We start from the raw sequence: 18943 nt of genomic DNA, 5'->3' as shown, positions 1-18943 counted from the left end.
TAACCTCGAAGCGTGAGCACACGCGCTGGAATCGTCGTCACCGGAACCGAAGTCCTCAGCGGCCGGATCTCTGATCGCAACGGACCCTGGGTGTCGGCCCAGCTCCTGGAGCTCGGCGTCGAGGTCGCCCACATCACGGTCTGCGGCGACCGTTCCGACGACCTCCTGGCGCAGCTGCGGTTCCTCGCCGACGAAGGCGTCGATCTCATCGTCACAACCGGGGGACTCGGGCCGACGGCCGACGACCTCACCGTCGCCGTCGTCAGCGAGTTCACCGGTCGGGAGCTGCACACCGATCCGGAGATGCGGGCCACGATCGAGGCAGTGATCCGCAACTGGCGCAAGGTCAGCGGCGACCTGACCCCGGCGATGACCGCGGCCATCGACAAACAGGCGCTGATCCCTGACGGGGCCGAGGCCGTTCCGCCGACGGGAACGGCACCGGGCGTCGCCGTCGCCGCGACCGACGAGCTGCCTGCGATCCTGGTCCTGCCCGGACCGCCCCACGAGGTGCAGGCGATGTGGGCGTCCGCGCTCGCGACGCCGGCCGTGGTCGCAGCGATTGCCGACCGCGATTCGTACCGCCAGCACACGTTGCGCGCCTACGGTCTCTCCGAAGCCGACCTCGCGGAGTCGCTGCTGCAGGCCGAGAGCGAGATCGCGGGGTTCGACGCGCTGGAGATCACCACGTGCATGAGCGACGGCGAACTGGAGATCGTCACGCGGTTCGAAGCCGGCGCCGCACCGACGTATCAGGCGGTGGAGGACGTGATCCTCGCGCGGCACGGGGATCGGGTCTACTCGACCGACGGCTCGACGATCGGCGAGGTCCTCGCGGGTCTGCTCGACGGCCGCACCATCGGCACCGCCGAGTCGTGCACCGGCGGGCTGGTGGCCGCCGCGCTCACCGACCGCGCGGGCTCGTCGTCGTACCTGCTCGGCGGCGTGGTCTCGTATGCGAACGAGGTGAAGTCGGGCGTCCTCGGCGTGCCCGCGGATCTGATCGGCGAGGTCGGCGCCGTGAGCGAACCCGTCGCGAAGGCGATGGCCGAGGGCGCACGCCGCGTCCTCGGCTCCGACATCGCCGTGTCGACCACCGGCATCGCCGGGCCCGGCGGCGCTGTGCCGGGCAAGCCGGTCGGCACCGTCTGCTTCGGCCTGGCGATCGACGGCCGCGAGACGGTCACGATCACGCGCAACTTCCCGGGCGATCGCGCCGCCGTCCGCCGCCGTGCGACGTCGGCGGCGCTGCATCTGGCGGCGCGAGCGCTGAGGGAGTGAGGGCGGGGGACCGCCCTGTCGGGACCGGCCGTCAGGCGTCGGAGGCGATGCGGACGAGCATCTTTCCGGTGTTGGCGCCGCGCATCATGTCGAGGAACGCGTCCACCGCGTGCTCGATGCCGTCGACGATGGTCTCGTCGTAGGCGATCTTCCCTTCGCCGAACCAGGCGGTCATGCGCTGGGAGAACTCCGGGGCCAGGTGGACGTAGTTGCCCAGCGTGAAGCCCTTGAGCGTGAGTCCGCGGGTGATGATGTTCGCCATGTTGTTCGGGCCGACGGGCCGGCCGGCCGTGTTCATGACGCTGATGACCCCGCACAGGGCGACGCGTCCGCCGTCGTTCATGACGTCGAGGGCTGCTTCCAGATGCTCGCCGCCGACGTTGTCGAAGTACACGTCGACGCCTTCCGGCGCCAGGGCGGCCAACTGCTTGCGCACCGGGCCGTCCTTGTAGTTGAACGCGGCGTCGTAGCCGTACTTCTCGGTCAGCAGGGCCACCTTCTCCGCAGAGCCCGCGGATCCGATGACGCGCTTGGCGCCGAGGAGACGGGCGATCTGCCCGGCGGCGGTGCCGACTGCGCCCGCGGCGCCCGAGACGAAGACGGTGTCGCCCTCGGTCATTCCGGCGATCGCGGTGAGGCCGACGTAGGCGGTCATGCCCGTCATGCCGAGGATGCCGAGCCGCACCGAGAGGGGGACGCCCGGCAGTTCGGGGACGGCCCGGAACGCGGCGGCGTCGGCCTGCGCGATGTCGCGCCAGCCGAGGTCGTGCTGCACCAGCGTACCGACCGGAAGCGCTTCGTCGGCGGACTCAACGACGTGCCCGATGGCGCCGCCGGTCATCGTCTCGCCGAGCACGAACGGCGGAATGTAGCTCTTGGCGTCGTTCATACGGCCGCGCATGTAGGGATCGACGGACAGGAAGTCGTTGCGCACCCGCACCTGACCCGGCGCGAGGTCGTCGTAGTCGACGGCGACGGTGCGGAAGTCGTCGTGTGTAGGCCAACCGCGGGGACGGGTGACGAGCTGGACCTGGGTGCTGGTGGTGTGCGACATGTGGTGTGGCCTTTCTGTGCAGGTAGGGGGCGCGGTCAGAGTGCGAGGCCGATGGCGAGGGCGATGACGCCGAGCGTCGGGATGACGCCCTGCTTCAACGCGGCCGCAGCCTTGTCAGGGCTCGACAGGAGCAGGACCGCAGACGCGGCGACCATGGAGCCGGCGCCGGTGAACACGAGCGTCGCGCCGACCGCGTGCTGCCCGGCGGAGTACAGCACGATGCCGAGGCCGACGGCGATGGCGAGGAACAGGTTGTAGAACCCTTGATTGAACGCCAAGTCCTTCTGCGCGGCGGCCTCGTCCACCGTGCCGGTGCCGAACGTCGCGCGGGCGCGCTCGCTGGTCCACGCGATGGATTCCAGATAGAAGATGAAGACGTGTACCAGCGCCGCGACGCCGGCGAGGATGAGACCCGTGATGACCATGGTGTGACTCCTTGGCAAGGCGCCGGACGGCGCACCCGTTTAGTGAACTGACCGATCCAATATATACTGGAATGGTCAGTTCATAAACTGGAGGGTGAGATGGGGCGCAATCAGACGTTCGACACGGACGACGTGATCCGTGCCGCGCGCGGAGTGTTCTGGGCACGCGGGTTCGAAGGGGCGTCGTTGCCCGAGTTGGAGCGGGCGACCGGTCTGAGCCGGTCGAGCATCTACCATGCGTTCGGCTCCAAGCGCGGCCTGTTCGACGCCGCCGTCGACAGTTACCTCGGCGAGGTCGTCCGTCCGCGGCTGCGGCCGCTGACCGGCGGCGACGTCGACCCCGAGGCGATCGACCAGTACCTCGCCGGGCTTCGCGCCGCACTCCTGCGGGCGGGCACGCTGCCTGCCACCAGCGGCTGCCTCCTGGTCAACACCGCAGGCGCTCCGATCGGTCACGACGCCGCCGTCGCACACGTCATCAGTGCGTACGCCGCGGAACTGCGGACCGCATTCACCGCGGGCGTCCGCGCGCGGCTGCCGCACCTGACCGCTGCGACGCAGGAGGCGATCGCCGACGCCTGCACCAGCCACGTCATCACTGCGTTCACCCTGGTGCGCATCGACCCCGACATCGCCGCGCAGGCACTCGACGCCGCGCGAAACCTCCTTGCCGTGCAGCAGTCCGCGTAGGCCGAGGCGGAGTCCGCGTCAGGTGACCGGCGTGGCGAACGTCACCGTGAGGTCGACGGGCTCGTCTCCGGTTCGGTAGTGGTGCGGTACGTCGCCCGCGTACGCGAGCATGTCTCCGGGGCCCAGGTCCACCAAAGCGTCTGTCGGTCCCGCGGTGAGATGGCCGGCGGCGACGTAGAGGTGCTCGATCGTGCCGGGTGCGTGGGGAACGCCGTCGCTCGCGTGATGGGCGGGCAGGCGCATGCGCCAGATCTCCAGACTGTGGCCGCCGCTGATGCGTCGCAGCAACTCCCGCTTCTCCTCGCCGTCCGCGATCTCGGTGCCGGGCATGTGCACGGGACCGGGCTCGGTGTCGTGGGCCAGCAGATCGGTCATCGGGATGCGCAGTGCGACGGCGATGGCGTCGAGGGTCGAGATGGTCGGGTTCGCAGTGCCCGCCTCGATGGCGGACATGGTGCCTTTGGAGAGTCCGGCACGTCTGGCGAGTTCTGCGGCCGACATCCCTCGAAGTGTGCGACGTTGCGCGATGCGGGTGCCGATCGCCGCGGCAATCGTGCTCACGGCGGGTCCGGCGGCTTTCGATTCGTCAGTCACGTCGTCCATGATCCCATCGTGCGGATGCTGTGATGCGCACTCGCTGCCGGTGCGGGGCGGGGTGATTCAGACGCCCCCCTCCGAGGTTGCTCGATCACGTGAGTTCATTAAAATGAACGGTACGTTCATGATAATAAGCCATCCAATCGGAGGATCTCACATGTTGACCGTTGCTGATGTGGAGGCGGCGTGCGAGCGAACCGCAGCGTATGTGCGTCGTACGCCGTTGTTCGCCGCCGACCCGATCGGCGGCGCGCAGATCTGGATCAAGGCGGAGTTCCTGCAGAAGTGCGGTGTGTTCAAGACCCGTGGTGCGTTCAATCGGCAGCTCGCTGCCGTTGCGCGCGGCGAGGTGGACGAGAGTGTGGGTGTGGTTGCGGCCTCCGGCGGCAATGCCGGGCTGGCGAACGCCTTCGCCGCGGCAGCGCTCGGCGTGCCGGCGACGGTGTTCGTCCCCGAGACTGTGCCGCAGGTCAAAGTGGAGCGGCTCCGACAGTACGGTGCGCAGGTGCGGCAGGTCGGCACCGAGTACGCCGAGGCGTATGAGGCTGCGCAGGAATACGTCGCCGCCACGGGTGCGCTGTTCTGTCACGCTTACGACCAGCCCGACATCGCCGCCGGTGCCGGCGTGATCGGCGTGGAGATCATCGAGGATCTGCCCGACGTCGACACGATCGTCGTGGCGGTGGGTGGCGGTGGTCTGTACGCCGGTGTCGCGACGGTCGCGGCAGCTCACGATGTGCGGGTCGTCGCCGTGGAGCCTGCGCGCATTCCGACCCTGCATTCGGCGCTGAGCGCCGGGCATCCGGTCGACGTGACGGTGTCCGGAGTCGCCGCAGACTCACTCGGTGCGCGCCGTATCGGTGCCGAGGCGTTCGAGGTCGCGACCGCGACGCCTCCGCGCAGCGTGCTCGTCGACGATGCGGCGATCGTCGCTGCCCGCGACGTGTTGTGGGACGACTATCGCATCGCGGCGGAGCACGGTGCGGCGACGGCTCTCGCCGCCCTGACGTCGGGCGTGTATCAACCGGTGCCGGGCGAGCGGATCGCCGTCATCGTGTGCGGAGCGAACACTGATCTGCGGAGCCTCGGCGAGTAGCGAGGCCCGACGGTGTCGATGCGGTGCCCCCAGTCGGATTCGAACCGACACTGTGCGGATTTTAAGAACGGACGGTGGGCGTTTCCTGGGACTTCGCGGACCTGCGCAGATCGCTATCGAGCACCCTGGATTACCCCACTTGACCAGCGGAAACGGTGACTGTTCGGGACGGTTCGGGACGGACCGGGGTCGGCGCAGGACGACCTGATATCGCCCTCGGTCGCCGGGGTGAGACCGGGGTGACCGGGGTGACCGGGCGAGTTTGTCGCACGTCGCCGATAATCTGGCGCGGTGAAGCTCTCTGACCTGACCGTCGAAGCGGTAAACCTCGCCCTGGATGAGTTCGATTTGCGAGGTCGAGACGGCTTTCTGTCGAAGTACCACTACGGACCCGCTCGTGCGTACTTTGTCGTTCGCAACGGCACGCGGTACGACTCGAAGGCTGTCGTCGGTGCGGCGTACGGATACCTGCCAGGCCAGGATGCGGTTCGATCAAACGACTTCAGCGGCGGGGACAAGACTGTGGCGACGGTGCTTCGCAAGCTCGGCTTTGAAGTGCAAGTAGCGCCGACACAGAACCCAGACTGGGCGCGGGACGAGTTGATTCTGGCGTGCGATCTCGTGGCTAAGAACGGGTGGCGAGAACTTCGGTCCACGGACGATCGGGTAGGAGAGCTGTCCGCGCTCTTGCAGCAGCTGCCACTGCATCCGCCCGCGACGCGCTTGGACACTTTTCGCAATCGAAAGGGGGTCGCGCGCAAGACTCTTGATCTAGCGTCGCTGCTGCCAGGTCGGACGGCGATACATAGCGGCAAGCTGGACCTGTTGGTTCTCAACGATTTTCGGGCTGCGCCCGAGGATATGGCGCGTGTCGCGGATCAGATTCGGCAAACCGTCGCGGACGGCTCGACGTCGGTGGACCTGAGTGTGGCGTTCGAGGATGAAGACGAGGGAGCGAGCGAGGGGCGCATCCTCCAGAGGCAGCACTTCGCACGCGAGCGCGATCGAAAACTCCGCCAGAGGAAGATCAACGACTTCAAGGCGAAGCACGACAACCAGGTCTACTGCGAGGTTTGCTTGTTTGACTTCGGCTACTTCTACGGAGCGCGTGGGCGTGACTACATCGAGGTCCATCACGTCGTGCCGCTGTCTCAGTCAGGCGAGACAACGAATCGACTGAAGGATCTGGTGTTGCTCTGCGCGAATTGTCACCGGATGATTCATCGACGGTCGCCGTGGCTGAAGCCGGACGAGCTTCGGGCGCTCATCGGCAACGTGTAGTTATCTATGTCGCTTCGGCGAAGGTGCCACGGCGGGGCGACGGCTCAGCAGTCGTGCTTGGGCCTTGACGGCCTCGGCAACTGTGTCGCTGGCGATGGTGCCTCGGTACTCCAGGCCCGGTGCAATCGGCGGCGTAACCGATGCGGGCGGCGCAGTACCGCGACGGCGTGCCGCGCGACCGCCTGAACGGGCGGGAGAGAACTCTGAAGCACCGGGGTCGGTAGATCGTTGCATCGCTATTCCTCAACTAGATACGAAACGCCCCGCCCTGGCTGACCGGGAGCGTGGCCAGGCAGAACGGGGCGATTTCCTCACCAACTCCAGGGCGGCTGCGGCCCAGGTGCAACGGCGCTGGGTTGGCGAAGCTGTTACACCGCGAACGTCGGTGCGGTGTAGGTCGCGTCCTCGGTCACCTGGAGCACTGCCGCCGCACCACGATGCCGTGCGCCGACGCCGAAGCTGCGCTGGCAGTAGCTGTTGATGAGCGGGTACTGCTCAGCACCGGGGATCTCGCGGAAACCCTGGTATGCGGCGTTCGGGTGCTGGCGGATGGCGATGGGGTTGCCCTCGCTGTTCGGGCCACCGGTCGCTGCCGCGATCACGTACCCCGCAGGGATCAGCTCGCTCTTGATGACGAAGGCCTCGCCGTAGCTGTCGAACACTGGGAGGCCGTTGAAGTCGCTGGGTGCCTGGCGGCCGACGATGGTTTCGTCGGTGAGGTAAGCCGGGGCGCTGGCGCTGAGTACGAAGTCGTACTTGGCGGTCGGCCCGACTGCGTTCGCGTCAGCCGCGACCTCATCCGCCGTCGCTTCGCGGGACGGCAGTCCCCGGCGCCAAGTTGAGATGAGGTCGGCCTCGCGCTCGTTGCACAGCAGCACCAGCTGCGCGCCGGCCACCGGACCGTAACCCTTGGAGGTGACAGCCTTGAGTGCTGCCTCCACGCCTGCGCTGTCGAGTACGTCGGTGCCGGTGGTCAGGTAGTGACTCGTGGTTTCGGGGAACGTACGGCCCATGTAGGGCGGCGGGGTCACGCCGTCCGTGCCGGTGTAGAGACCGTTTGGCCGTCGAAAACCTCTCGCTCCGCTCTCGCCGCGCTGGCAGTCTGCCACCGCCCCGCACCCCATCGCCACGCTAAGCGCCTGAACCCTCGCGCTCACCTTCCTCGCCGTAGACGCCCGTCAACTTGGCGAGCGATGGAGGCAGGCGGCATTCAGTGGCTACCCCGTATGCCGTCGTGCGTTCGGGTAGCCGGAATCGTTTTTGACCGTTTTGAACGTATACGGCTACCGAGACCAAACCATTCGAGCAGCGGCAGGCACGCCGCCGACAGACAGCAAGCCCAGCATCATGTCCAAGACTTCAACCTCAGAACGGACGGCGGCGCTACGCCGCGCCCTGGCCGACACCCCACAGCGCCCAACCGAGACGCCGCGTGGACCGCTGCGCGTGATCGGGTACGTCCGCGTGTCCACTGCCACGCAGGGTCAGAACGGCTACGGCCTGCGCGCCCAACAGGAAGCGCTCGCCGCGTACTGCGAGGCCCACGGCAACGAGCTACTGACTGTGACCAGCGACGTTGTCAGCGGTACCAAGGCGAGCATGATGCATGGGCGCGCCGTCGCGATCACCGCCCTGGAGGCTGGACTAGCGGACGTGCTGCTGGTGCGAGCGCTTGACCGAGCCACGCGAGACGAGCTCGACGCCGCAGAGTTGTACAAGCGTGCCGAGCAGCGCGGTTGGCGCCTGATGGACTGCGAAGGTGCCGACAGCGGCGAACCGAGCCAACGGTTCACGGCTGACATTCGCCTCGCCGTGGCTGCTGAGGAACGTCGGCGGATCAGCGACCGCACGAAAGAGGGCCTGACGAGGGCGAAGCGCGAGGGTAAGAAGCTTGGCCGGCCAAGTCGCATTCACCCGCTCGTCGTGGAGGAAATCGTGGTGATGCGTCGGGATGAAGGGCTAGGGACGAAAGCGATTGCCGCGCAACTAGATTCAATCGGTGTACCGACGCCTGGAGGCGGTGCGAAGTGGGCGTATGCGACCGTTCGCCGCGTGCTCGACCGTGAGGGGGTGGCGTAGCGATGGCATACATTCGCACGTACGAGACGGCCCAGCGACGAAAAGGCAAGGCACTCAAGCGATATGAAGTCGTGTGGACTGAGCCGGTGCGGGATGAGATGGGACTGCCGGTACCGCTGAACCCTGAGCGCCCGAACGGACGGAAGAAGCAGCGTAGCCGCCAAGAGTCCTTCGCCACCCGTGAGGCTGCTGAGATTCGCCGCGACGAGCTCAACGCCGCCCGTCGAACCGCCCAAGGGACGACGCCGCTGGCCGATGCGAAGATCGCCGGTGAGCAGCCGTTCGGCTACTACTGCCAAGGCTCGCTCGATGCGCAGGCGTTGAAGGTGGCGCGTGGCCGGCTGAAGCAACGGACGCTGGACGACTACGAGCGGCTGCTGAGGTTCAACGTGCTGCCGACGTTCGGCCACCGGGCCATCGCGTCCATCACGCCCCGCGACGTTCAAGAGTTCCTGGCCGTACTGGTCACTCGACCCGCACGGCAGAACGGCGGTAAGCCGCTCACCTCAGCCAGCGTCAAGCACGTGTGGAGCGTGCTGCGCCGAGTGATGAAGTACGCGACCCAGCACGACGCCCTGGCGAGCAATCCATGCGACCGCGTGGACTTCGACACCGCCCGATCCCACGCCGAGCGCAGCGAGTTCGAGCACCCCCGCTGGCCTCGCGGCAAATCGCCGCGCTGTCGGGCGCTATCGGCGGCGAGGTGGATGGATTGCCCGCGTATCCGATCTATGCGCTGATGGTGGAGTTCCTGGCGTACAGCGGCCTACGTGCTGCCGAGAACGCGGGACTGGAGGTGCGTGACCTCGTGTTCACGACCCGCCCCAATGGTGAGACCCGATGCACAGTGCGCGTCGAGCGAACCAAGGCCCGACGCAACGGCGAGTGGGTCACCGGCACGCCGAAGTCCAAGAAGTCCCGGCGCACCGTGCCACTCCCGCCCTGGCTAGCGGCGAAGCTGGCGACGTACCTGAATGAGGTCCACCCTCACGCCCACAACCCGACCGCGCCGCTGTGGCCGAGCCGACAGAATGGCGGTGGCTACAGGCCCAAGGGGGAGCGGTACGCGGTGCCGCACGACTGGACGCAGCCGTTGGCGATGGGGACGTTCTACGACACCATCATGAAGCCTGCGTTGGAGGCAATCGGCCTGCCGGTGTCCACGCCAGCCACAGCCGACGCCCCGGCGACTCGCGGCGTGCGAGTGCATGACCTGCGGCATACGTTCGCCTGTATGCAGCTGATGTCAGGGGTCCACTTCATGCAGGTGTCAAAGTGGTTGGGGCACAGCACTTTTACCCTCACGCTCGACACCTACGGGGACTGGATTCCAGAAGAGGACGGCGGCGCACTGAACGAGCTGCCAGAACCGACGCCTGCCAGGGCGGTCGGGGCGGTGACCCAGATGTTCGGGTAGGTTGCGGAACTACTCCATGAGGCGAAAATAATCGCGAACTGCGAGCTGGAGACGGACTACTTCGTCTTCAGCAAGCGGTGAGCAGTGGGCTATGGGGAGTCGGAGGGTGTTCAGTGTACCCATTACTCGCTCTACGGCCTTGACGTTAGAGTAGGTCTGGGCAAATATCCCCCAGTTCGCTTTGATTATCTCGCTGAGCTCGCCGAAATTGGAATAGGCTAAGAGGTCACTCGATCGCGGTGTTATTCCAGACTCGCGCTCAGTTTTCTTCCGCTTCTCGCAATCCTTTTTTATCTGACCGGGAATGTATTCCGTTGTCCACCAGTCCTCAGATTCGGAAGATAGTATTTCAGTGATGTGTTGCCGGATGGTGTTCTCAAGCGAGTAGAATACTTCGTAGTGCTTCCCCATCTGGGCAGCCTCGGCGCGTAGGTGGGTTTGGATCTGCGGGTAGTAGTCCTCGTCCGTCATCGTCGGCTGGGCTTCTTGGACGGCGCCGAGGTCGGTTCCTAACTGGCGCTCAACTCGGCCTAAGTCATGGATGAGAAGTTGATTTGTTGCAAAGAACTGCTTGAGTCTATCTTTTGTCATATCAAAGCGCCCCTACAGAAGATGCTCTTTGAGGCTCTTGAAGATTGCGTTAAATACGGCGACATCGGTTGTGGCTGGAAGGTTCAAATTGATCGTGTAGGAGAGCTTGATGTCGGGCGACTCTGTAATGGTTGGGATTTCAGTGCCGTCAGTGGATGAGGCGCGTTCTGTGTCTGCGTACTCTAGTTGGTCCGGATGGGGGTCTTCAGTATCGAAATCTGCGTATGCGCGCAGTGCCTTGAAGGATCCGACGGCCGCCCGAACATTGCTATTCGACTTCTCCCATCCCGTGGCTTGGAGGATGGTGTCCTTCAATTGATCATCGCTCAGGTCGTGGACGTACTCGTGAGATTCGTATAGTGCTGCGTACCCCTTACGCATTGCTTCAGCGGCGGCTTTCCCAGCGGTGATTGAGCTGCGAAATCGCCGGTACAGGTCGGTTGGTGACCCATCGGAGTTTAGAAATCCTGTTCGCTTGAGGAATGGAATCACGGGACGCGCGCCACCGCCGGTGAGTCCGATCTTTGTCTCAAGAAAGTCTTGAGTGAAGCGCGGCGGCGTGCTCGCCTCCTTGATCCGATCCAGCGCCTTCGTGATATTCCCGTACGCAGCCATGTAAGGGATCTTGTTATCTGATGCCACGAGTGCCTCGCTTGTTGCAGGTGAGAGTCCGGTTGCAAGTATTCCACGCCCCACCGACAAAACCGGCGCTTACGGCGCGCGGTCACCGGGGTAGGACCGGGGTGAAGTCCTAGAAACGCCGCAAGCCGCAACGTGAAAAGGCTGCGACCTGCTGTGATGCGGTGCCCCCAGTCGGATTCGAACCGACACTGTGCGGATTTTAAGTCCGCTGCCTCTGCCAGTTGGGCTATAGGGGCCGTGGGATAAGCATGCCAGGTCCACTGCGCTCACTCATCGCGTGGTGTGACCAAGGGGAGGAAGACTTCGTCGACGATCGCTTCCAGAGTGCGGTCCGGCACGGCGTGCAGGGACATCATCACCTCGTGGCGGTAGAGGTTGTACGGCACGGCGCGGACGAGTGGAGTGAGTCGGTCGGGGTCGGCTTCGCCGCGGGCGACAGCGCGGTCCAGGATGACGTCGATCGAGAGGCGGTGCCGACCGAGGAGGAACTCGCGCACATCGCTCGGGCTGCGCCCGGTCTCCTCGTAATACTCACCGAGGCTGGCGCTGAGCAGGACTAAGAAGTCGGAGCGTTTGTCGTTGGATCGACGCAGTGCGGCGAGGAGATCACCGCGCAGGCTGCCGGTGTCCGGGCTCGACGTGTCCTGTCTGTCGCCGTGAAACTCGACGGCGGCTTGAAGCAGTTCGGCGCGCGTCGGCCACCGGCGGTACAGCACGGGACGACTGGTGCCTGCACGGTCGGCGACGGCCTCGAACGTCAGCCCGGAATAGCCCCGCTCGGCCAACTGCGCCCACGCGGCGTCGAGGATGGCGGCTTCCAGTTCCGCGCCCCGCCGTCGCGTCGGACGATTCTCGTTAAGATCCACTTGCGCATCTTAACGCACAGGCCTATCTTTGATCTCGCAATAAGATACACATCTGAATCTAAGGGGATGTGATGGCCAACGAATCCGTCGCGCCGATTCCACCTGAAGCGAAACGCGTGGCCGTCGCCGTCGTCGCGGGACTGATCGCACCGATCCTCGACACCACGATCGTCACGATCGCGTTCGACCGGCTGACCACGGACCTGGGCACGACGGTCGACCTGGTGCAGTGGGTCGCCACGGCCTACCTTCTCGCTCTGGCGGTGGGCGTCCCGCTCGCAGGTTGGGCGGCGTACCGCTTCGGCTCCCGCCGCGCGTGGCGGACCGGCCTGCTGCTGTTCCTGATCGGCTCTGTGCTGTGTGCGCTGTCGTGGAATGTGGAGGCGCTCATCGTTTTTCGCGCGGTGCAGGGAGTGGGCGCAGGCCTGCTGTTCCCGCTGATGACGTCGGTGCTCGTCGCCGCGAGCGGCGGCCAGGCCCTGGGACGACTGGTCGCGATGGTGAGTCTGCCGACCGCCCTCGGGCCGATCCTGGGACCGGTGATCGGCGGCGTCATCCTCCACTGGCTGGACTGGCAGTGGATGTTCGTCGTCAACGTGCCCATCTGCCTCATCGCACTGGCGCTGGCGGGACGCATCCCCGACGACCGCGACGCGGCGGGAAGCGTCCGCACCCGCCTCGACGTGATCGGCCTGGCGCTCCTGGCCCCGGGACTGGTCTGCGTCCTCCTCGGGCTCTCCAACTCGCACAACGGCATCGTCCGCACCGACGTCCTGATCCCGGTGATCGTCGGACTCGTCCTGCTCACGGCGTTCGCGCTCCGATCTCTCCGCGCTGCGCACGCCACTCTCGTCGACGTGCGCGTCCTCGCGAAGAAGCCGGTGTCGGCGTCGTCGATCGCCCTGTTCTTCTTCAGCGTCGCCAACTTCGGGGCGATGCTGCTCCTACCGCTGTACCTCCAGCAGGAACGCGGCGAGACAGTGCTCGCCGCGGCCCTCATCCTGATCCCGCAGGGCGTCGGCGCGCTGCTGTCACGGTCGATCGCCGGTGTCCTCACCGACCGGTTCGGCGCTCGCTGGGTCGGTGTCAGCGGGTTCGCGATCGTGGCGATCGCGACGGTGCCGTTCGCGATGTCGGACCAGTCGACGAACCTGGTGTCGTTGATGGCGGTGCTGCTGGTCCGCGGGCTGGGACTCGGCACGCTGCTCAGCCCGCTGATGGCGTCCGGGTTCTACGGCGTCTCCGCCGTTGAGCGCCACGACGTCAGCATCGTGACCAGGACGTTCCAGCAAGTCGGCGGCTCGTTCGGGACGGCGGTCGTCGCCGTGGTGTTGACCGCCGGAGCGACCTCCGGCGTCGGCTTCCGTGACGCGTTCTGGTGGTCGACGGCGCTGGCGGCCGTGGGCGCGCTCCTGGCACTGCTGCTGCCGAACCGGCCCGCGCCCGCGTCAGCGAGCGGCCCGCAGACACGAGTCGTCGTCCATTCACACGAATGACGCCGGGGTAACAGGTCCGGCACCGCCTCCGACCTCCGAGTGTCGGGACCACAGCACCTCAGGAGGCATCATGAATCGTCGAACCATCGCTGCAGCGCTGCTCGCCGGCGGCGTTCTCGCCAGTCTGAGCACCGCCTGTTCGGCGACCGACTCGGCGGTCTCGGCGCCCTCATCGAGTACCGGGGCACAGCCGACCGCACCGCACTCGACGTCCGACACGTCCGCGCAGCGTCCGGCGAGATCGGTACCCGAGACAGCAGTGCCACCCGCCGACGAGCCGACCACGACTCAGGTCCAGCAGCCGGCGGCCACGCAGACACCGCAGGCGACGACACCGGCACCGGAGGTCACGACACAGCCGACCGTCGTCCCGTGCGATTCGGCGTCAGCAGGCTCCTTCGCATCGATCGCCGCGAACTCGTCGATCGCCTACCAGTTGGTCACGCCGGTCGTCTTCGACAGCGTCCAATGCTCGGGGACTTCGGCGCGCGCCCGCACTCAGCCCGACGGAGTGCACCAGCCGACCGGCGTCCTGTTCCGGTACTCACCGGGGACGGACGGCGGTCAGTGGATCGCCGTCGCCGTCGGCAGCGCCATCGACTGCGTTGATTATGGTTCCACCCCGGCCGATGCTGCGAACCTCGAGGGCTGTCGTTAGCGTCGTGCCCCCGTCCGGGGAACAGGACCGCCGCCGTCGGTGTTGAACTCCGCAGAACACCCAACACTGGAGGCACCCACCATGCAGGTCGAGATCTGGACCGACGTCAACTGTCCCTTCTGCTACATCGGCAAGAAGCGGTTCTCCGACGCCCTGGCGACGTTCGACCACGCCGATCAGGTGAACGTGGTCCATCGTTCCTTCGAGCTGGACCCGACGGCGCCCACGGGCACCTCGGGCAATGTGATCGACCATCTGGCGCGCAAGTACGGGCGGACCCCCGAAGAGGCCGAGGCCGGCGAACGACAGTTGGGCGCGTCGGCGAACGAGGCGGGCCTGGAATATGTGGTGACCGGGCGCGACGTCGGCAACTCGTTCGACATGCATCGACTGCTGCACTGGGCCAAGGAGCTCGGACGACAAGAAGAACTGCTCGACGCCCTGTACCTGGCCAACTTCGCCGACGCGGCACCGCTGTTCGGCGACGCCGAGCGGCTGGTCCAGGTGGCGGTGGACGCGGGATTCGAGGAGGCCGCGGTGCGCGAGGTGCTCGATGATCCGATCCGCTATGCCGAGGATGTCCGGCAGGACGAGCGACAGGCGCAGGAGTTCGGCGTCAACGGCGTCCCGTTCTACGTGTTCGACCGCAAGTACGCCGTGTCCGGCGCACAGCCCAGCGAGCTGTTCAGCCAGGTGCTCGACAAGGCGTGGACGGAGGCCCAGCCGCAGCCGCTGGTGGTCGCCGACGGTGAGGCGTGCGGACCGGACGGGTGCGCCGTTCCGCAGAACTGACGACGCGAACGTCTGTGGGATCTGCGCCCTCCAGGGGCGCAGATCCCACAGACGTTTGGGTGGCTCAGTTCCGCAGCGTTGCGCGCGCCAGCAGCACCGCGGGCACGGCGCCGATCAACAGCAGGGCGAGGCCGTAGGGACTGGCCGCGGTGAAGTCGAGGACCTCACCGTCGGTCGTCGCCCACAGGGCCGTCGCGAGCGTGTGCTCGCCGGTCGGTTTCATCAACAGCGTCGTCGTCAGTTCCTTGCCCGCATCGAGCCCGACGAGCAGCGCGCCGGTGCCGATCGCCGGGAGTGAGAGCGGCAGCGTGATCCGCGAGAACGTCTGCACCGGTCCCTTCCCGAGGGCGCGGGACATCTCGTCGAACTGGACCGACGCCTGGCCGATGCCGACCTGTTGCGCGCCGACGGCGAGCGGCAGAAACATCACCACGTACCCGATCACCAGCAACGACGGTGTCTGGTACAGCGGATACAGCCAGCGGACGGACAGATAGACCAGCGAGAGCGCCATGATCACGCCGGGCAGCGCATGCGCGAGCCAGGTGGAGCGCTCGACGAACGTCGAGACCGGCCCCGGGTACCGGACGGCGAGCAGGGAGACCGGCAGCGCGCATGCGGTCGCGATCACTGCGGCGGCCGTCGCCCACTGGGCGGTGTTGCCGAGCGCCTGCCACAGTGCGTCCCAGTCGACGTCGCCGCCGGAGCCGGTGAGGTGGTCGACGATGCCCGACGCCGTCACCCACAGCGGGATCGCGAGTGCCGCGACGACCACCGCGGCGCACAGCGCCAACCACAGCGGAGTGCTTGCGCCGAGCCGCCATTTCATGGGCGGTCGCGGCGTGCCGCCGCCGGTGCGGACCGGAGTCACCCGGCCGCGGAGCAGGCGGTCCGCACCCAACAGCAGTAGGGCGCCGAGCGCGAGGACCACGGCCAGCGCTCGCGCCGACTCCGGCATGCCGAGCAGGTTGGCGCGCTGCACGATCGCGGTGGTGAGCGTCTCGTAGTTCAGCATCTGCACGGCGCCGTACTCGGCGAGCAGGTGCAGACTGATGATCAGGGTGCCCGTCGCGATCGCCGTCCGCAGCTGCGGCAGCGTGATCCGGCAGAAGGCGTGCACCGGTCCGTGTCCCAGGGCGCGGGCCGCCTCCTCCTGCGCGGGATCCAGACGACGCAGCGCGGTGAGGGTCGGCAGAAAGACATAGGGGAACAGCGTGAGGGTGAGGATCGCAGCGGATCCGCCCAGCCCGAAGATCAGCTGGGACTCGGGGAAGTAGCGGTAGCTGAACGCAACCCACGCGTACGACCCGACGAACGTCGGAACACCCAGCGGCAGGGTGAGCAGCACCGTCCACACCCGGGGGAACGGGAGGGTGGTCCGGGCGATCAGCGTCGCGGCGCCGACACCGAGAATCACCGTCCCGAGGGTGACGATGACGACGAGCTTGAGGGTGTTGCCGATGAGCGGCAGCGTGGTGGGACTGCTGAGCTCGTCGCGCAACAGGGAGAAGCTGAACCCGGCGCGCAGCAGCAGATACGCGGCAGGGGAGAGCGCCGCGACGGCGATCAGGACACCCGGGACGACCAGCGTCAGCGGCAGTCGACGACCGGGGCGGGCGCGTCGGGCGTCGTCGGGAAGCGCGGTGTGGACAGCCGACGGCTCCGGCTCGAGCGCCGCGAGGGCGGTCGAGCCGGAACCGTCGAACTGATCACTCGGCGACATGGGCGCTTAGACGATTCCCGCCTGCTTCAGCACCTCGTTGGCCTCGTCGACGTTCTGCAGCGACGCTTGGTCGAACTGCGGGAACGTCAGCGAATCGAGCGCGGGCAGACCGTACTCGCTCGTCACTCCGGCCACCAGCGGGAACTGCGGAGTGGCGGAGGCGACGACCTTCTGGCCGCCGTCGGCGGAACTGAGCCACTTGACGAACTCGGCGGCCTGCTCCTGCTTGCTGCTGGACTTCAGCACCCCGGCGCCGGAGGCGAGCATCAGCGCACCGGCGTCGTCGCTGTTCACGTAGTGCACGCGCGAGGTGAGCTTGTCCTGTCCGCCCTTGTCCTTCGCGAGGATGTACCAGTAGTAGTGGTTCGAGAGCCCGAACTCGTGCTGACCGGCTTCGACGCTGTCACGCACCTTGCCGTTCTTCTGCTCGTTGACGCCGTTCTCCTTGATGCCCTTGAGCCATTCGAGCGTCCGGTCCTTGCCGATCGTGTTGATCAGGTACGCGGTGGTCGACTTGAACGCGCCCGACGGGGCGTAGGCGAACCGGCCCTTCCACTCGGGCTTGGTGAGGTCGAGGACCGACTGCGGAAGCTTGTCCTCGGTGATCTTCTCCGGGTTGAAGAACATCACGCGTGAGCGCGCCGCGATCGGCAGCCAGTTGCCGGTGGACGGGACGAAGCGCTGGTCCGGCGCGGCGAGCACGTCCTTCGCGACGGGCGCGAGGAGACCCTTGCTGTCCAGCGATCCCATGGGGCCGGGCTCCTCGGTGATGATGACGTCGGCCTTCGACCGGTCGCCCTCCTCGATGATCTGCCCGGTCATCTCGGCGTCCTTGCCTGCGCGCACCTCCACCTTGACGCCGGTGGCCTCCTCGTAACCGGAGGCGAGGGCCTTCGCGAAGTCCTCGTGCTGACCCGAGTACAGGGTCAACGTGGTGTCGTCGGGGTCGTCCGACGACGAGCAGCCCGCGGCGAGGCCGATCGTGGCGATCGCGGCGGTGGCACAAGCCAGCAGTCGGACGCTGCGCTTGCGTTTCCACTGAGGCGACATAGGTGTTCTCGATTCTTTCGGCGTTCAACGTCGCGGGGGTGACGTGGTCGGTGCCACAGTCTTGCGACTAGGTAAGGATAGTCTCACCTTGTGGCCGCCGGAACAATGGGGTGTTTGCGCGGAAAAGTCCGTCACCGGCCGGTGACAGTGCGCACCAGGACGGAGGCGTCGAGGGCGGGGAGGTCGGTCCCGGCCACGCGTAGGCGGAGCGGCGTGCCGTCGTCGAGCCGTAACTGGACCAGGCCGTCGTGGCCGAAGAACCGGGTCGCGAACACCGTTGCGGGAACTCCGGTCTCGGCGATCTCGAGTTGTTCGGGCCGCAGCACCAGGGTGCCGTCGTGCACCGACGCGGCGGGGACGCGCAGCGAGCCGAGCGGGGAGTCCACCACCAGCATGCCGTCGTGGCCGGCGTCGTCGTCGAGCAGAACGCTGCACGGGACCTGCACCGAGTCGCCGAGGAACGCGGCGGCCTCCGGATCGGCGGGATGGTCGTACACCTGCTGCGGCGTGCCGGATTGGACCACGAGTCCGTCGCGCATCAGCGCCACGTGATCGGCGAGGGACAGGGCCTCGTTCTGGTCGTGCGTCACCAGCACGGCGGTGGTCTCGATGGAGCGGAGGAGGTCGCGCACTTCCTCGCGCAACTCCACCCGGAGGGCGGCGTCGAGCGCGGAGAACGGCTCGTCGAGCAGGACCACCGACGGTGCAGGCGCCAGCGCGCGGGCGAGCGCGACGCGCTGCTGCTGGCCGCCGGACAACTGCGCCGGGCGGCGGTCGCCGTACCCGGGCAGCCCCACCAGGCGGAGCATCGCCTCGACCCGCTCGGTGCGACTGCGCCGCTCGGCCGCCGACCAGGCGTTTCCGGGCAGTCCGTACGCGATGTTCGCGGCGACGCTCAGGTGCGGGAACAGCGCGCCCTCCTGGGCGACGATGCCCACGCTGCGCTTCTCCGGCTTCACGAAGACGCCCGGGCTGGCCACCACTCGCTCGCCGAGCCGCACTTCGCCGGCGTCGGGGCGGTCGAAGCCCGCGAGGATGCGCAACAGCGTGGTCTTACCGCATCCGGAGGCGCCGAGGATCGCGGTGAGACCGCCGTCGACGACGTCGAGGTCGATGCCTCGGAGTGCCTGCACCGGCTCTGGGCGGGACGGGAACGTCCGCGTGACGCCGCGAATCTGGAACATCGACTCAGGTTACTCAGCGGT

Annotated in this window: 20 protein-coding genes and 1 tRNA gene; 10 read left to right on the top strand and 11 right to left on the bottom strand. The window is 66.9% G+C overall.

Going from position 1 to position 18943, the window contains the following annotated elements; translation table 11 throughout:
* Positions 1–12 precede the first annotated feature (12 nt).
* On the top strand, positions 13–1281 hold the full coding sequence (locus tag GH2_RS17560; protein WP_066171066.1) for a competence/damage-inducible protein A: 1269 nt from the start codon (positions 13–15) through the stop codon (positions 1279–1281).
* 31 nt (positions 1282–1312) lie between these two features.
* Here the strand turns inward: GH2_RS17560 and GH2_RS17555 are convergent, their stop codons facing one another.
* Together GH2_RS17555 and GH2_RS17550 are read right to left on the bottom strand one after the other, a co-directional pair.
* The gene (locus GH2_RS17555) at positions 1313–2335 is read right to left on the bottom strand and encodes an NADP-dependent oxidoreductase (protein WP_066171063.1); all 1023 of its coding nucleotides are present in this window, start codon (positions 2333–2335) and stop codon (positions 1313–1315) included.
* Between the two features lie 35 nt (positions 2336–2370).
* Positions 2371–2760 (bottom strand): DUF1304 domain-containing protein, encoded by a 390-nt coding sequence (locus GH2_RS17550; RefSeq protein WP_066171060.1) that lies wholly within the window; start codon positions 2758–2760, stop codon positions 2371–2373.
* A gap of 99 nt (positions 2761–2859) precedes the next feature.
* On the opposite strand from GH2_RS17550, the gene GH2_RS17545 reads away from it, so the two are divergent.
* A complete protein-coding gene (locus tag GH2_RS17545) occupies positions 2860–3450 on the top strand; it encodes a TetR/AcrR family transcriptional regulator (protein ID WP_066171058.1) in 591 nt (196 codons plus the stop codon).
* An 18-nt stretch (positions 3451–3468) separates the two neighbouring features.
* Here GH2_RS17545 and GH2_RS17540 read toward each other — a convergent pair whose 3' ends face one another.
* Complete coding sequence (locus GH2_RS17540; protein WP_066171055.1) at positions 3469–4053, bottom strand: helix-turn-helix domain-containing protein; 585 nt, start codon at positions 4051–4053, stop codon at positions 3469–3471.
* Positions 4054–4204: 151 nt separating this feature from the next.
* Here GH2_RS17540 and GH2_RS17535 point away from each other — a divergent pair, with 151 nt between their 5' ends.
* The gene (locus GH2_RS17535; RefSeq protein ID WP_066171052.1) at positions 4205–5143 is read left to right on the top strand and encodes a threonine/serine dehydratase; all 939 of its coding nucleotides are present in this window, start codon (positions 4205–4207) and stop codon (positions 5141–5143) included.
* A gap of 291 nt (positions 5144–5434) precedes the next feature.
* Positions 5435–6424 carry an HNH endonuclease gene (locus tag GH2_RS17530; RefSeq protein ID WP_066171049.1) on the top strand — a complete coding sequence of 330 codons (990 nt, stop codon included), beginning with the start codon at positions 5435–5437 and terminating at the stop codon, positions 6422–6424.
* A gap of 368 nt (positions 6425–6792) precedes the next feature.
* Here the strand turns inward: GH2_RS17530 and GH2_RS17525 are convergent, their stop codons facing one another.
* Positions 6793–7455 (bottom strand): hypothetical protein, encoded by a 663-nt coding sequence (locus GH2_RS17525; RefSeq protein WP_066171044.1) that lies wholly within the window; start codon positions 7453–7455, stop codon positions 6793–6795.
* Positions 7456–7771: 316 nt separating this feature from the next.
* Between GH2_RS17525 and GH2_RS17520 the strand changes: the two genes are divergently transcribed.
* From GH2_RS17520 to GH2_RS22205, 3 genes are read left to right on the top strand one after another with little or no spacing between them, the layout of a single operon-like run.
* Positions 7772–8503, top strand: a complete 732-nt coding sequence (locus tag GH2_RS17520) for a recombinase family protein (RefSeq protein ID WP_066171041.1) — start codon at positions 7772–7774, stop codon at positions 8501–8503.
* 2 nt (positions 8504–8505) lie between these two features.
* Entirely contained in the window at positions 8506–9243 is a 738-nt protein-coding gene (locus GH2_RS22210) for a tyrosine-type recombinase/integrase (RefSeq protein ID WP_307825494.1), read from the top strand.
* The gene (locus GH2_RS22205; RefSeq protein WP_307825495.1) at positions 9216–9920 is read left to right on the top strand and encodes a site-specific integrase; all 705 of its coding nucleotides are present in this window, start codon (positions 9216–9218) and stop codon (positions 9918–9920) included. The genes GH2_RS22210 and GH2_RS22205 overlap by 28 nt, the downstream gene beginning before the upstream one ends.
* A gap of 9 nt (positions 9921–9929) precedes the next feature.
* Here the strand turns inward: GH2_RS22205 and GH2_RS17510 are convergent, their stop codons facing one another.
* The 4 genes from GH2_RS17510 to GH2_RS17495 form a co-directional block, all read right to left on the bottom strand.
* Complete coding sequence (locus GH2_RS17510; protein WP_204701042.1) at positions 9930–10391, bottom strand: Swt1 family HEPN domain-containing protein; 462 nt, start codon at positions 10389–10391, stop codon at positions 9930–9932.
* Positions 10392–10523: 132 nt separating this feature from the next.
* Positions 10524–11126: a DUF5343 domain-containing protein gene (locus GH2_RS21690; RefSeq protein ID WP_157086137.1), complete on the bottom strand. Its 603-nt coding sequence runs from the start codon at positions 11124–11126 to the stop codon at positions 10524–10526.
* A gap of 189 nt (positions 11127–11315) precedes the next feature.
* Positions 11316–11389, bottom strand: a tRNA-Leu gene (locus tag GH2_RS17500).
* 30 nt (positions 11390–11419) lie between these two features.
* Complete coding sequence (locus GH2_RS17495) at positions 11420–12019, bottom strand: TetR/AcrR family transcriptional regulator (RefSeq protein WP_066171035.1); 600 nt, start codon at positions 12017–12019, stop codon at positions 11420–11422.
* Positions 12020–12090: 71 nt separating this feature from the next.
* Here GH2_RS17495 and GH2_RS17490 point away from each other — a divergent pair, with 71 nt between their 5' ends.
* The 3 genes from GH2_RS17490 (at position 12091) to GH2_RS17480 (ending at position 14965) form a co-directional block, all read left to right on the top strand.
* Positions 12091–13515 carry a DHA2 family efflux MFS transporter permease subunit gene (locus GH2_RS17490; protein ID WP_066171032.1) on the top strand — a complete coding sequence of 475 codons (1425 nt, stop codon included), beginning with the start codon at positions 12091–12093 and terminating at the stop codon, positions 13513–13515.
* A gap of 70 nt (positions 13516–13585) precedes the next feature.
* Positions 13586–14173 carry a hypothetical protein gene (locus tag GH2_RS17485; protein ID WP_066171030.1) on the top strand — a complete coding sequence of 196 codons (588 nt, stop codon included), beginning with the start codon at positions 13586–13588 and terminating at the stop codon, positions 14171–14173.
* An 81-nt stretch (positions 14174–14254) separates the two neighbouring features.
* Positions 14255–14965, top strand: coding sequence for a DsbA family oxidoreductase (locus GH2_RS17480; protein WP_066171027.1), 711 nt, complete (start codon positions 14255–14257; stop codon positions 14963–14965).
* 64 nt (positions 14966–15029) lie between these two features.
* Here the strand turns inward: GH2_RS17480 and GH2_RS17475 are convergent, their stop codons facing one another.
* The 3 genes from GH2_RS17475 to GH2_RS17465 all read right to left on the bottom strand — a co-directional run bounded on the left by GH2_RS17475 (position 15030) and on the right by GH2_RS17465 (position 18922).
* Positions 15030–16688 (bottom strand): ABC transporter permease, encoded by a 1659-nt coding sequence (locus GH2_RS17475; protein WP_084247597.1) that lies wholly within the window; start codon positions 16686–16688, stop codon positions 15030–15032.
* Positions 16689–16694: 6 nt separating this feature from the next.
* On the bottom strand, positions 16695–17738 hold the full coding sequence (locus tag GH2_RS17470) for an extracellular solute-binding protein (RefSeq protein ID WP_066171024.1): 1044 nt from the start codon (positions 17736–17738) through the stop codon (positions 16695–16697).
* Positions 17739–17869: 131 nt separating this feature from the next.
* On the bottom strand, positions 17870–18922 hold the full coding sequence (locus GH2_RS17465; RefSeq protein WP_066171021.1) for an ABC transporter ATP-binding protein: 1053 nt from the start codon (positions 18920–18922) through the stop codon (positions 17870–17872).
* Positions 18923–18943: the final 21 nt, after the last annotated feature.

The organism is Gordonia hydrophobica NBRC 16057 (assembly GCF_001592365.1).
Lineage (GTDB): Bacteria > Actinomycetota > Actinomycetes > Mycobacteriales > Mycobacteriaceae > Gordonia > Gordonia hydrophobica.
This window is presented reverse-complemented; position numbering and strand designations above follow the sequence as displayed.